The following is a 14,344-nucleotide window of genomic DNA, read 5'->3' on the forward strand; positions in this document are numbered from 1 at the left end:
TTCAGCGGGAACTTCACGTGGCACTTAAATAAGTCTTATGAAGCTCTCCCCAAAACCAGCCGTCGCAACCCGCAAACCACTAGCGGGACGGTACACCTTGTTGATTGCCCTATTAATCCTATACGTGAGTCTTTCAACGGTAACCAGGGTTATCCTCTTTATCTGGTCCGAAAAAAACGTATCCGGTGGTATTCTCCCTGTGTTCAGGGCATTCATTACAGGATTTGGATTCGACCTGGCCACTGGCCTCTCCCTGTTGCTGCCATATGGTATTTATTTGTTGGTTTTCCCCAAAAAATGGATCGGATTACTGGCCGATAAAATTTTTACTTACTGCTGCATTACAATCATACTGCTGCTCATCTTTTTCAGCCTGATGGCAGAATTCCCTTTCTGGAATGAGTTCGGTGTACGTTTCAATTTTATTGCGGTAGACTACCTGATCTACACTTATGAAGTTGTTTCCAACATCAATCAATCCTATCCCATACCGCTTATAGTAGCCGCTCTGGCTGGTCTTGTATTCGTTTCTTTCAGGATATTAGGCTCCAGGGGGATGCTGTACGCTGCATTCTCCTCCAAAACCGGGCTAATAAAAAGAGGCTGCTTTTTTCTGCCAATAGCGCTGGCAACATTACTATTGCTGGGCTTCCTGAATAATAAACAAGCGGAATCCGGCAGCAACCTGGTAGTGAATGAGCTGGGAAAGAATGGTGTTTTCTCTTTCTTTGCGGCCCTGCGTTCGAACGAACTCGACTATACCACTTTTTATCCCCGGATAGCCGACACAACAGCCTATGATACACTTAAAAAGAACCTCCTGCAAAACAACCAATATTACCTGCGGGGCAGACGGAACGATATCATACGAAATACCATAGCCACAAATGAACAGCACCCCAACATCGTACTGATTGCAATTGAAAGTTTCAGTGCCGATTTCGTCACAGCCTTTGGCAACGAGGAACATCTTACGCCCAATTTCGACAGTCTCGCAAAAGAAAGCATCTTCTTCACCAACCTCTACGCCACTGGCACCAGGACAGTAAGAGGAATGGAAGCCCTTACCCTTTGCGTACCGCCAACACCTGGCAACAGTATCGTGAGAAGACCGGGGAATGAACACCTGTTTTCCTCCGCAACTATACTGCATCAGAAAGGTTATCAGCCTTACTTCATTTATGGCGGGGACGGCTATTTTGACAACATGAATAATTTTTTCGGCGGCCAGGGCTTTGATATAGTAGACAGGGACCGTGGCAACCCTTTGTCTGATAACATTACCACGCACCGGTATACTATTCCCGACGAAGAAGTACATTTCGAAAATGCCTGGGGAATATGCGATGAAGACCTGTACAGTCAGGCGATGACCTATGCAGACAAAAGCAGCAATGCCCAAATTCCCTTCTTTGAATTCGTAATGACCACGTCCAACCATAAGCCATTCACTTTTCCGGAAGGAAAGATCAATCTGCCAAAAGGCAGTAGGAACGCAGCCGTAAAATATACCGATTTTGCCCTGGGGAAATTTATAAGGGATGCCCGTACTAAACCATGGTTCCGCAATACCGTATTCCTGGTGGTGGCCGATCACTGCGCCAGCAGCGCAGGCAGGTGGGAGATCAACATCAACCAGCACCATATCCCCGCTATCATTTTCAATCTTCCACAAGCCCCGCAAAAGATAGACAGGCTGGTATCACAAATAGACCTGATGCCCACATTATTTGGTTACCTGAACTGGAACTACAGATCGGCTTTCTATGGAAAAGATATTAATGCAACCATGCCGGGAGATGAAAGGGCTTTCATCGGCAACTACAGAACACTTGGCCTGCTCAAAAACAATCTGTTTACCCAGATCGACGACCACAAAAGAATTAAGCAATTTCAGGTGAACGACAAAGGGCAGTCGTTGTCTGATAAAAACGGCATAAACAATACCCTAGTAACCGAGACCATTTCTTACTATCAAACAGCGAGTGAACGGTTTAAGACAGGAAAAATGAGGGAGTAATGTTGAAAACACAGATGAATAAAAAACGGACCAGCGCTCAGCAACAACGGAATACTTATTCATACCGCAGCGCCTCAATAGGATTCAGTCTTCCCGCCTTCATCGCGGGATACAACCCAGCCACCAACCCAACAACAGAGCAGATCAACACGCCATAAAATACCCACATCCAGGGCACCACGAACCCCGTACCCAATACCATGGAAAACAGGTTGCCTACCAGTATTCCAAGGATGATACCGAATGCCGCGCCCAGCAGGCTGATGATAATCGCTTCCAGCAGGAACTGTTTGCGCACCGTACTCTGGTTGCCGCCGATGGCCTTGATCAGGCCCACTTCTTTTGTTCTTTCAGACACGGATACCAGCATGATGTTCATCAGTCCGATAGCGGCGCCAATCAATGTAATCAATCCAATTACTGTGGCCGCCAGCGTGAGCATGCTCGTACTTTGAATGGCCATCTGTGCAAAGCTGTCGCTTTTATCCAGGTAGAAATTATCGCCTTCCGTGGTAGAGAGTTTGCGGATGGGACGTAAGGCGGCCTGGGCCTCGCCCATGGCTTCATCGACCAGACTCACCTCCGGCACTTTTACCCCAATAAGATAAGAACGCCCGGAGCTGAAGAAACGGCGGATATTGTTGTAAGAAGTAATCACGATATTGTCGCGGCTGAAGCCGAAAGTGGATCCTTTGGCATCCAGCACACCGATGATGCGGTAAGGAATATTGTTGACGCGCACTGTTTTTTCGAGCGCGGAGCCGGTATTCTTACCGAAGAGTTTGGTCACCACATCCATGCCCACCACACATACGTTACGCCCGCTTTCCACATCCAGTTCGTTGAGGCCACGCCCGGTACTTACGGTATAACCATTAAGATCGAGGTAGTTCTCGTCTCCGCCATACAGCCTTACCGTGGGATTGGTCTTTTTCCCGTTCGCGCTCACGATGGCGTCGTTTCCTCCTGATATGGAGATGCCCACGGTAGCGGGGAACTTGTATCTTTTCTTGAATTCCACGGCCTGGTCGTGGGTGATGATCTTTCCTTCGTTTGATTTTTTCACCTTCTTAGCGCCTTTCTCGGATTTGGTCACTTCACGGTTTCCTCCACCCATATTCCTGTTCACTTCCCGGAAACGTACGGTAAAGCCGTTCGCACCCATGGCGGAGAAGCTTTCTGTAAACTTCTGTTCCATAGCTGTAATAGCCGTGATGATCCCCACCAGCGCCATGATCCCGAATGCGATGATGGCCACTGTAATGCCCGTCCGCAGGCGGTTCCCGCGGATGGTTCTGTATGAAAGAGAAAAGATGTCCCTGAATTGCATGAACGTGTGTTTCTATTTTAAAGATAGGACAAAAAACGGGAGAGCAAACCGTTGGAAGGAAGAGTGGTTGAGTGGGAGGATGCGGGGAATATGCACACGCAACGGCGCACAACTTGCTCCTTCGTACCTCGCAGCTTTGCAGATGCGGCGGAATGGAGCATAAGGCGCATTAGTTCAGGCGATGCAGGTTAACGCGCTAAACGGTGTTTTAACGGTACCCGGTGGCACCGCTATAGCCGTGCCACCGGGTACCGTGTTTTCACGGTGTTGCCGGTATCTAAAAAATGTCTCGCAACGACGCTACGTTTGCGAGACATTAATAAATTCAAAAAGAAAATACTTCTCTCCTAGAAATAAAGATAATTCAGCAGCAACTGCGGCCATACGCCTATCAGCACAATGATGCCGGCAACCACTAGCAGCAAGGCTTTGAAGCCACCTGAAACCGGTCCTACTTCCGCGTCGCCCTCCCTGAAATACATGGCCTGGATCACTCTGAAATAGTAGTAGACAGATATCGCGGCGCACACAATCGCCACAATCACCAACCAGAAATAAGTACCTGATTTAATAGCGGCCGTAAGCATATAGTATTTCGCGAAGAAGCCCGCGGTTAAAGGAATGCCTGCCAGCGACAGCAGGAATATGGTAATAACGGCTGCCAGCAGGGGATTGCTTTTGGCCAGTCCGTTAAACCCTTCGAAAGTATAATCTTTCATGCGGATGAGTACCGCGAAAATACCTATCGTGGCCAGGCTATATGCCGCGGCATACAGGATGATGCCCTCTTTTGCGAAATCGTTCAGGGTAAAGATGGCGAACATCATAAAACCGGCTTGCGCGATACTCGAATAGGCCAGCATTCTTTTGACACTCTGCTGGAAAACAGCCGTAACGTTTCCAATGATTAGCGTGGCTGCGGTAATAATCGCCACCAGCAGTTGCCATTCTTCTTTGGCTGCACCGAAGGAGCGCTCAAACAGGCGCACGAAACCGATAAAGGCTGCGGCTTTCACGATCGTGGCCATGAAGGAAGTAAATACTGTTGGTGAACCATCGTATACGTCCGGGGTCCAGAAGTGGAAAGGCGCGGCGGAGACTTTGAATGCCATGGAGATGAGCAGCAGTATCAGGCCGGAAGCCATGAGCGGCGTTAATTTGCCCGCGCCAATCGCGATGGTATCAATAAAGAAAGTCCCTTTCGCACCGTAGATCAGGGCGATCCCCATCAGCATGATGCCCGTGGAGAAAGCGCCCATCAGGAAATATTTCAGCGAAGCTTCATTGCTTTTCAGGTTCTTTTTATCGCTTCCCGCCAACACATACAAGGGGATGGAAATGATTTCAATGCCCAGGAACAGCATCAGCAGTGACCCGAAGGAGGAAACGATGCCCACACCGGCGAGTATAAAGAAGATCAGCGCGAAATAATCGGCGGCATTGCTTTTGTTGCCAACTTTGGTGATGTCGTTGCCGGAAAGCAGCACGTACACCAGGGTAGCAGCGAAAGCGATGGTGTTGAAGAACAGGCCGAACCTGCCGAAATCAAGCATCCCGTGCGTATCAATCTTAAGGAAAGCGCTGTGGTAAGTTTCCCAAACGTTGGCTCCGAGCAAAACCAGCAGACCGGCGATGGCAAGTGAGCGGATGGCAGATGACTGTTTCAGGAACAAGCCCCCGAACATCATGATCACACCCCAGATAGCAGAAATAATAATTGCGTTCATAATCTATTTTCGCTGACTACAAATTGATTTTGATTCGTTCCATGATATTGGTCACCGTATCCTGACTCAGATCGAACAACGGTTGCGGGTAAACGCCAAAGTACAGTATCACAATCACCAGTACGCCCAGCGCGAGTTTTTCGTTTCCGCCCAATGTATACCCGGTGGATGTAAGTGTATTGGTGTTCCCGTAAAATACTTTCTGCACCATATTCAAAGTATAGATCGCGGCCAGGATAATACTCAATCCGGCCACTACCGTAAATACCACGTTATATTTCGTGATGGTGGAAGAGAATATACCATTGAACATCAGGAATTCGCCCACGAACGCGTTGGTAAGGGGCAGCGCGATGTTGGCGAAGGCCAGCACCACGAGGAAGATGGCCAGCACCGGAGAGTTTTGTGCCAATCCGCCCAGTTCACTCATTTTGCGGGTACCATATTGTCTTTCGATCAGTTCCACCACGATCCAGAGTCCGATGATGTTGATGCCGTGGTTGAACATCTGGAGGATGGCGCCTTTCATGCCGACTTCCGTATAAGCGAAGATGGCCACGCACATCAACCCGATGTGGGCGATGGAAGAATAAGCCACCAGTCGTTTGATGTCATCCTGTTTAATGGCGATCAGCGAAGCGTAGATCATTCCGATCACGGCCATGGAAGTGGCGGTATCGCCCCACATGTATGTACCGTAAGGCAATACGGGCAGCAACCAGCGGATCAGCGCGAAAACACCCATCTTCACCATTACGCCGCTCAGTACCATGGTAACCGCCGTGGGCGATTGCTCATAGGTATCGGGCTGCCAGGTATGGAAGGGGAATATCGGCATTTTAATGGCGAACGCCACGAAGAACAGCCAGAACAACCAGCTCTGTTCTTTCACAGATAATTTAAGTTCGTAGAAAGCATTGATGGCGAAAGTCTGATCCGGTGTCTGGAAATACAGGTAGATCAACCCAATCAGCATCAGCAGGGAACCCGCGAAGGTGTACACGAAGAACTTGAAAGTGGCCTGGATGCGTTTCTCCCCACCCCATTTGGAGCAGAGGAAGTAAGCGGGTATCAGCGCGATTTCCCAGCCAAAGTAGAACAGGAGCGCGTCCATGGCCATGAACACCAGTAAAAGTCCGGCCTGCGACAGCAGCATCAATCCGAAGAACTGGTTCGCATCCTTATACCTGCTTTTCCAGGTGGAAACAAAGATCAGCGGGAAAGCGATGGCCGTGAGCAATGCCAGGAGTTTTCCCATGCCATCCAGCACAAGGGTGAAACGGCTTCCAAGCATGGGTAACCAGGCGCAATCTGAAGACAGGTATTGGTATTTGTTGAACACGGTGATCCCCAACAGCGTCACCACCAGCGTGGCTATGGAGGAAAACAATGCCCATGATCGCGCGCCGTTCTCATGCTTGATGAAGAAGGCCGTCAACCCAGTGATCAATGGAATTAAAAGAAGTAGAACCGGTATCATTTGGTTGTGTTCAATTTTGGATTCTGAATGCTGGATTGTGAATTTGATCTTTCATTCAAAATTCAACATCCAAAATGTATAGTTATTTCTTTAAAAACAGTTGTATCGCGAAGAACACCAGGATGCTCAGCACCATCAGCAGGATATAACCGCCTACCTGGCCACTCTGCACCAGGCGCAACTGGCGGCCACCATACTGCACGGCTTTGCCCACACCGTTCACGATGCCATCCACAATGTATCTTTCAAAAATATTGTTCAGGAATTTAGCCAGCGCCATCAAAGGTTTCACGATGATGGTGTTGTACAGTTCATCCACATACCACTTATTCTCCAGCAGTTTACCCAAGCCGGTTTCTTCTTTCTCTGTTTTCTGGTATTTAGAGAATTTGCTGATCGCAAAGAAGATGATCAGCGCGATCACCGCAGTGCTGATGCCCATCATCACGATCTCTGTAGTATGATCGATGTGTGCGTGTTCCCCCACGATATTATTGGAAGCGGCGAAGATGGGTTCCAGGAAATGCTCCAGGCGGTGCGCACCATGCGCGAATACTTCAGGAATGCCAATGAATCCTGCTGTTACAGAAAGAACGGCCAGGATCACCAGGGGGATGGTCATGGCGGCGGGACTTTCATGCAGGTGATGCTCCTGTTCGTGTGTGCCGCGGAATTTACCGAGGAAGGTCATGGCATAGAGACGGAACATATAGAACGCAGTCATCAAAGCACCGGCCATTCCAATGTAGTACAGCACCGGGTTGTGCGCGAATGCTCCCATCAGTATCTCATCTTTGGAGAAGAACCCGGAGAACGGAGGAATACCAGCTATCGCCAGACAAGCAAGCAGGAAAGTAATGTGCGTGATGGGCAGTTTCTTTTTCAGTCCGCCCATATTGCGGATATCCTGTTCATGGTGCATGGCGTGAATCACGGAACCCGCACCCAGGAACAAAAGGGCTTTAAAGAAAGCGTGTGTCATTACGTGGAAAACGGCTCCGGTATAAGCGCCTACGCCCAAACCGAGGAACATATAACCCAACTGGCTCACGGTAGAATAAGCCAGTACTTTTTTAATATCGTTCTGCTTCAATGCGATGGTGGCCGCGAAAATGGCGGTGGCCAGTCCGATGATGGCGATTACATGTTGTGTAACGGGCGCCATGGTGTACAGCACGTTGCTTCTTGCGATCATGTAGATACCCGCGGTCACCATCGTTGCCGCGTGGATTAACGCGGAAACAGGCGTTGGACCGGCCATGGCGTCGGGAAGCCAGGTATATAAAGGTATCTGTGCACTTTTACCGGTGGCGCCTACAAACAGGAGCAGGGTAATAATAGTAATATCAGTTGCAGAAAGCTTGTTCACATTGGCGAATACTTCACCGTAAGAAACAGTGCCCAATTTCAGCAGCAACCAGAACACGGCCAGCAGGAACCCGAGGTCGCCGATGCGGTTCATGATGAATGCCTTCTTCGCCGCGTTGTTGTAATCGTTGTTCTTGAACCAGAAACCAATGAGCAGGTAGGAACACAGTCCAACCCCTTCCCAACCAATGAACATGATTACGAAGTTGCCACCCATCACCAACAGCAGCATGGAGAACACGAACAGGTTCAGGTAAGCGAAATACCGCGCGAAGTGTTCACTCTTCTCCTCGTGCATATACGCCGTGGAGTACAGGTGAATCAGGAACCCAACCCCGGTGATCACCAGCAGGAAGATCGAAGAAAGCTGATCGACCTGGAAGGAAAACGGAATTTTAAACTGTTCAATGTTGATGAACTGGAACAGGGTGGCCACGGTGTTATGCCCCGATTTCACTTCGAAGAAAAGCACCAGGCTCACAATGAACGACGCGAGGATGGATCCGCTTCCAATGATGCCCACGGCTGATTTCGACAACTGGTTGCGCAGCAATCCGTTGAGCAGGAACCCAACCAGGGGGAAAAGCGGTACTAAGTAAACTAGGTTCATAATATTTCAGCAAGTCAAAAATTCAAAACACCCGAATGTTATTCTGAATTTTGGATTTTGAATTAGTTTTTCAGTCGGTTCAAAAAGTTCACATCCACGGAGTGCGTATTCCTGAACATCATAACGATGATGGCGAGTCCTACGGCCACTTCAGCGGCGGCCACCACCATGATGAAGAATACGAACAACTGGCCCTCAATTCCCGCATTGGCGGCATTCACCACGTTCGCCGCGGCATCCCCGCCTTTCAGCGCCAGTTGGTGGTGCATTTTAGAGAAGGCGATCAGCAACAGGTTCACGGCATTCAGCATCAGTTCCACACACATAAAGATGATGATCGCGTTGCGACGCGTAAGCACACCAATCACACCTATGCAGAACAGGGCGATGGCTACGAATATGTAATAATTGATCGGCATAATTCGGTTGTTGGGTTTAATCTTTTTTACCAATGACAACTGCACCCACCATAGCGCTCAGGAACAGGATGCTGCTTATTTCAAAAGGAACTACATAATCGGTGAAAAGGGTCTTGCCCAGTTGCTGGATCAGCCCGATGTTCCCGCCATTCAACTGGGTGATGTTCTTCTGCACTTCCGATTCGCGGAGCGCCGCCACCAGGATCAGCATCAGGCTCGATCCGGCAATGCCGCCGGCCAGTTTCAGCCATTTGTTCTTCTGCGGCTCCGTATCGGCGTTCAGGTTCATCAACATGATCACGAACAGGAAAAGCACCATGATGGCACCGGCGTAAACAATCAGGTTCACGATGGCCAGGAACTGCGCGTTCAGCAAAATGTAATGCCCGGAAATAGCGAAGAAAGTTATGATAAGCAACAGTACACTGTGTACCGGGTTCTTACTGAGTACCACGCCAATGGCGCTCCCCAAAGCAAGTACCGTTAGAAACCAGAATAGAATTTGTGTGATGCTCATTGGGTTTTAAGTTTTGGATTTTGAATGCTGGATGCTGATTTGAATGTTCGTTATCATTCAACATCGCCCTCCAACAACAAAAACCTATATTCCTTTTATTTTAAATTTTCTCTTTAATAAAAAATCCTCCACGCCGCTCAACCACCCTTATCCAACATTCAACACTACTCCTACTCTCCCTTCGCCTTCGCGTATCCTTCAGGATCAGTTTTAGGATTGGGGATCAGCAGTTCATCTTTGCCATATACAAATCCTTTCCGCTGGTAATTCGCCGGGGCGAAGGTTTCGGAAAGATAGATCGCATCTTTCGGACAGGCTTCTTCACACAATCCGCAGAAGATGCAGCGCAGCATATTGATCTCGTATTTGGCCGCATACTTTTCTTCCCGGTAAAGGTTCTCCTCCCCTTTCTGCCTTTCCGCCGCTTCCATGGTGATGGCTTCTGCAGGACAGGCAACCGCACACAGTCCACAGGCGGTGCATTTCTCACGACCTTCCTCATCACGGTTCAGCACGTGCAGTCCGCGGAACACTGGGCTGAACGGACGTTTCTCTTCGGGATAGCTGATGGTAGGCTTCTTTCTGAAGAAGTGCTTCAGCGTTACCGCCATTCCTTTCAGGATCGAGGGCATATAGATCTTCTCCGAAAATGTCATCGGGCGACGATCTACAGACTGGGATCTATTGGTCAGTTGCATAATTTCTGTTTTAAAGTGCTATTTCTTCAGCCACAATACTACGGCTCCGGTGATGATCATATTTACGAGTGCCAGTGGTATCAATCCTTTCCAGCCCAGGTTCATCAGTTGATCGTAACGGAACCGCGGTATAGTCCAGCGTACCCACATGAAGAAGAATATGAACATGCAGGTCTTCAACAATAAACTAAGTACCTGGAGGAGTGCGAGCCAGTTCCCTCCTATTGCTTCACCGAGTGCGATGTCTTTCACAAATGGAATATCGTAACCGCCCCAGAACAGGGTTGCCATGATCACACTGCTGATGAACATGTTGATATATTCCGCGAACAAGTAGAAACCAAGTTTCATGGAAGAATATTCCTGGTGGTAACCGAAGTTCAGTTCACTTTCCGCTTCGGGAAGGTCGAAAGGTGTACGGTTACATTCCGCGAATGCGCAAACCAGGAAGATGAAGAAACCGAGAGGTTGGTACAATACATTGTACCAGGTATCGATCTGCTGGCCCACGATCGTTTTCATGCTGAGTGATCCGGTGAGCATCAGCAGGGCGATGAGCGAAAGACCCATGGGCAGTTCGTAGGAGATTACCTGCGAAGCGCCACGGAGCGCGGCCATCAGGGAGAATTTGTTGTTGGAGGCCCAGCCACCGATCATGATGCCATACACCCCCATACTCACCACGCCGAATACGAACAGTATCCCGATGTTGATATCGGCCACCTGTAAGGGAATGGTGCGTTCTACGCCGTTGAACGTAAAACTAAGGTCGCTGCCCCAGGGAATCACGGCGCTGGTCATCATCGCGGTGAGCATTGCCAGTCCGGGCCCGATAACGAACAGGAACTTATTAGAAGTATTGGGAACGATCTCTTCCTTCATGAACAACTTCAGTCCATCGGCGAGGGGCTGCAATATCCCGAAAGGACCCGCGCGGTTGGGACCGAGACGATCCTGAATAAAACCGGCCACTTTCCTTTCAGCATAGGTTTCGTACATAGCGATCACCAGGCTCACCCCGATGATCACGGAGATAAGCGCTGCTTTTTCGATGATGAAAGCCCAATCGATGGCCAATAACGTAAGGTGCATTCTATTGAATTGTTTCTGTTCTAATTTGAATTCTGCTTACTGCTCTTTGAATACGCCGGAACTGGCTGGTCCGGGTAATTCAGAGAGTTTCACTTCCGGTTTGTTTACTTCGCTCACACTGTGGATTTCCATCAGCAATCGCGGTTCTTTACCCATCACTTTTTGGATCGTTTCCTCCGGTTTTTTCATGCCTACGTAATGGTTGGCGCTGATCACGGAGTGGCGGTCTATCTGGCGTGGTCCTTCAATGGTCCAGTCGGAAGTATGTTTTTTCTCGAAGCGGCATTCGTTGCAGATCCATCCTGGTTTTCCGTCGGCGGTATCTTCTACTTCACCCCACTGGTCTTTGCGGGCGGTTACGCGGAACACTTCGTCGCCACGGTACCAGAGCGTTGTTTGTCCGCAACACTTCTCACAATCCCTGTGTGCGTTCACTGGTTTCAGGAACCAAACGCGGTTCTTGAAACGGAAAGTTTTATCGGTCAGTGCGCCTACGGGGCAAACATCAATCACGTTTCCACTGAAATCGTTGGTGATGGCTTTGCCGAGCAGGGTGGATATTTCAGACTTCTCGCCTCTTTCCAGCACACCGTGGATCCTGGCATCGGTCAGTTGCTCCGCGGTGAATACGCAACGGTAGCAGAGGATGCAGCGGGTCATGTGCAATTGGATATTCGGGCCGATGTCTTCTTTTTCGAAGGTTCTTCTATCGAATTCGTAGCGGGTGCTTTCGGCGCCGTGCTCATAGCTGAGGTCCTGGAGATGGCATTCCCCTGCCTGGTCGCAGATGGGGCAATCCAGGGGGTGGTTGAGGAGCAGGAATTCCACCACGCCTTTACGGGCATCGATCACGCGTTCGCTGGTAATGCTTTTCACGATCATGCCATCCATCACGGTGGTGCGGCAACTGGCTACCAGTTTGGGCATGGGTCGTGGGTCGGCAGTGGAGCCGGCGGCTACTTCTACCAGACAGGTACGGCATTTCCCGCCGCTTCCCTTCAGTTTGCTGTAGTAGCACATAGCGGGCGGGGTAACATCGCCTCCGATCTGACGCGCGGCCTGGAGGATCGTGGTTCCGGGGGGAACTTCGATGGTGATGTTGTCTACCGTTACTTTAAATAGTTGTTGTTCACTCATCCTCGTATGTTTTTTTCACGCAAAGACGCAAGGGAGCAGAGACGCAAGGATGCGATAGCGTTACTGATTGTTAATATTTTTCGATCTGCTACTTTCATTTAAAGCCCGTTTGCTATTCTGTGAAATCCATCTTTTAAAAGATCAACGTTAAAATTGATCAGTAATCCCAGTTTTATATCCGTCAACTTCAAATAGGTAATAATCTGTTTGAAGTGAATCTTTTCCAATTGTTCCACTGATTTAACTTCTACTATCACACATTCTTCTATCACCAAATCTGCACGAAAACCACGCTTCATTTCCAACCCCTCATGCACAACTTTCACAATCTTCTGCCTTTCCACCTCCCAACCCCGTTTCGTTAATTCATAACAGAGCAATTCTTCGTATACGCTCTCAAACAACCCCGGCCCAAATTTCCTATGCAAATCCAAAGAAGCCTCAAACACACCCCTTGCAATCTCATTCTCTATCATCTCCAAGTATTTTACACCTGCAAAATACTCAACCACTCCTTGCGTCTCCGCTCCCTTGCGTCTTTGCGTGAAAAAACACCCAACACCCCCGTGAAATCACCTACGCCTCCGCCGGAACATAAATAGGATCCGCATAATGCCTCAACCCATAATTCCCCTTCACCGCCTCATCCGGATGCAGCACATGCCACTCAAATTCATCCCTGAAATGCCTGATGGCAGCAGCTACGGGCCAGGCCGCAGCATCTCCCAGCGGGCAGATCGTATTGCCTTCGATCCTGCGCTGGATATCCCACAGCAGGTCGATATCACTCATTTTGCCTTTTCCTTTCTCGATGTTCTTCAGGATTTTATACATCCAGCCCGTACCTTCCCGGCAGGGAGAGCACTGACCGCAACTCTCGTGGTTGTAGAAATGCGCCAGGGTCATGGTATGTTTTACCACGCACTGGTCTTCATCGAGTACGATGAAACCGCCGGAACCCATCATGGAGCCGGTGGCGAAGCCGCCATCACTCAGACTTTCATAGTTCATGTAGCGGGTTTCACCTTTCGCTGTTTTCAGCAAAAGGTTAGCGGGCAGGATGGGCACGGAAGAACCGCCCGGGATACATGCCTTCAGCTTTTTACCATTGCGGATACCGCCACAATATTCATCGGAATAAATAAATTCTTCTACTGAGATGGTCATGTCAATCTCGTACACGCCACCTTTGTTGATGTTGCCGCAGGCGGAGATCAGTTTGGTACCGGTGGAACGGCCTACGCCGATTTTAGCGTATTCCTCCGCGCCGATGTTCATGATGGGCACGATGGCGGCGAGTGTTTCCACATTGTTCACCACAGTCGGACAATCGTACAATCCTTTTACGGCGGGGAACGGAGGTTTGATTCGCGGGTTACCACGCTTGCCTTCGAGGGATTCGATCAACGCGGTTTCTTCTCCGCAGATGTAAGCGCCGGCACCACGTTGCACGTAGATTTCCAGGTCGAAACCGGTACCTAAAATGTTTTTTCCGAGCCAGCCGTTCTGTTTCGCTTCGGCGATGGCTTGTTCAAGAATATCTGGGATCCAGGCGTATTCACCACGGATATAAATGTAAGTGCTGTTGGAACCCAGTGCATAAGAAGAAACGATCAGTCCTTCGATGAGCAGATGGGGCAGGAATTCCATGAGGTAGCGGTCCTTGAAGGTTCCGGGCTCACTTTCGTCGGCATTGCACACCAGGTAGCGGGGCACGCCTTCGGGTTTGGCCAGGAAGCTCCATTTCATACCGGTGGGGAATCCGGCGCCACCCCTTCCGCGGAGACCACTTTTCTTCACTTCTTCCACAATATCGTTGGGCGCCATTTTCAGCGCTTTCTCCACAGAGCGGTACCCACCGTTTTTACGGTATACATCGTAATAACGGATGCCTTCAATATGTGCGTTCTCGAGTAACAGTTTAACTCCCATGCTGCGGTAGTTTT

12 protein-coding genes are annotated in these 14,344 nt (G+C 49.5%); 1 reads left to right on the top strand and 11 read right to left on the bottom strand.

Going from position 1 to position 14,344, the window contains the following annotated elements; all coding sequences use genetic code 11:
• Window positions 1–37 precede the first annotated feature (37 nt).
• The gene (locus tag M4J38_RS02895) at window positions 38–2,020 is read left to right on the top strand and encodes an LTA synthase family protein (protein ID WP_251758025.1); all 1,983 of its coding nucleotides are present in this window, start codon (window positions 38–40) and stop codon (window positions 2,018–2,020) included.
• 55 nt (window positions 2,021–2,075) lie between these two features.
• Here M4J38_RS02895 and M4J38_RS02900 read toward each other — a convergent pair whose 3' ends face one another.
• From M4J38_RS02900 to nuoF, 11 genes are all read right to left on the bottom strand, one after another.
• Window positions 2,076–3,350: an ABC transporter permease gene (locus tag M4J38_RS02900; protein WP_251758026.1), complete on the bottom strand. Its 1,275-nt coding sequence runs from the start codon at window positions 3,348–3,350 to the stop codon at window positions 2,076–2,078.
• A 347-nt stretch (window positions 3,351–3,697) separates the two neighbouring features.
• Window positions 3,698–5,077 (bottom strand): NADH-quinone oxidoreductase subunit N, encoded by a 1,380-nt coding sequence (locus tag M4J38_RS02905; protein ID WP_251758027.1) that lies wholly within the window; start codon window positions 5,075–5,077, stop codon window positions 3,698–3,700.
• A 16-nt stretch (window positions 5,078–5,093) separates the two neighbouring features.
• A complete protein-coding gene (locus tag M4J38_RS02910) occupies window positions 5,094–6,557 on the bottom strand; it encodes a NuoM family protein (protein WP_251758028.1) in 1,464 nt (487 codons plus the stop codon).
• An 82-nt stretch (window positions 6,558–6,639) separates the two neighbouring features.
• Complete coding sequence (nuoL, locus tag M4J38_RS02915; RefSeq protein ID WP_251758029.1) at window positions 6,640–8,535, bottom strand: NADH-quinone oxidoreductase subunit L; 1,896 nt, start codon at window positions 8,533–8,535, stop codon at window positions 6,640–6,642.
• Window positions 8,536–8,597: 62 nt separating this feature from the next.
• Window positions 8,598–8,957, bottom strand: a complete 360-nt coding sequence (gene nuoK / locus M4J38_RS02920) for an NADH-quinone oxidoreductase subunit NuoK (protein ID WP_374662831.1) — start codon at window positions 8,955–8,957, stop codon at window positions 8,598–8,600.
• A 13-nt stretch (window positions 8,958–8,970) separates the two neighbouring features.
• A complete protein-coding gene (locus tag M4J38_RS02925) occupies window positions 8,971–9,471 on the bottom strand; it encodes an NADH-quinone oxidoreductase subunit J (protein ID WP_251758031.1) in 501 nt (166 codons plus the stop codon).
• Between the two features lie 170 nt (window positions 9,472–9,641).
• Complete coding sequence (gene nuoI / locus M4J38_RS02930; protein ID WP_251758032.1) at window positions 9,642–10,169, bottom strand: NADH-quinone oxidoreductase subunit NuoI; 528 nt, start codon at window positions 10,167–10,169, stop codon at window positions 9,642–9,644.
• Window positions 10,170–10,187: 18 nt separating this feature from the next.
• Window positions 10,188–11,261, bottom strand: coding sequence for an NADH-quinone oxidoreductase subunit NuoH (gene nuoH / locus M4J38_RS02935; RefSeq protein WP_251758033.1), 1,074 nt, complete (start codon window positions 11,259–11,261; stop codon window positions 10,188–10,190).
• A gap of 36 nt (window positions 11,262–11,297) precedes the next feature.
• Window positions 11,298–12,398 carry a 2Fe-2S iron-sulfur cluster-binding protein gene (locus tag M4J38_RS02940; RefSeq protein ID WP_251758034.1) on the bottom strand — a complete coding sequence of 367 codons (1,101 nt, stop codon included), beginning with the start codon at window positions 12,396–12,398 and terminating at the stop codon, window positions 11,298–11,300.
• A gap of 98 nt (window positions 12,399–12,496) precedes the next feature.
• Window positions 12,497–12,874: a GxxExxY protein gene (locus M4J38_RS02945; protein ID WP_251758035.1), complete on the bottom strand. Its 378-nt coding sequence runs from the start codon at window positions 12,872–12,874 to the stop codon at window positions 12,497–12,499.
• 100 nt (window positions 12,875–12,974) lie between these two features.
• A complete protein-coding gene (nuoF, locus tag M4J38_RS02950; RefSeq protein WP_251758036.1) occupies window positions 12,975–14,330 on the bottom strand; it encodes an NADH-quinone oxidoreductase subunit NuoF in 1,356 nt (451 codons plus the stop codon).
• Between the last annotated feature and the right edge of the window lie 14 nt (window positions 14,331–14,344).

The sequence above is a fragment of the Parasegetibacter sp. NRK P23 genome, from assembly GCF_023721715.1.
Lineage (GTDB): Bacteria > Bacteroidota > Bacteroidia > Chitinophagales > Chitinophagaceae > Parasegetibacter.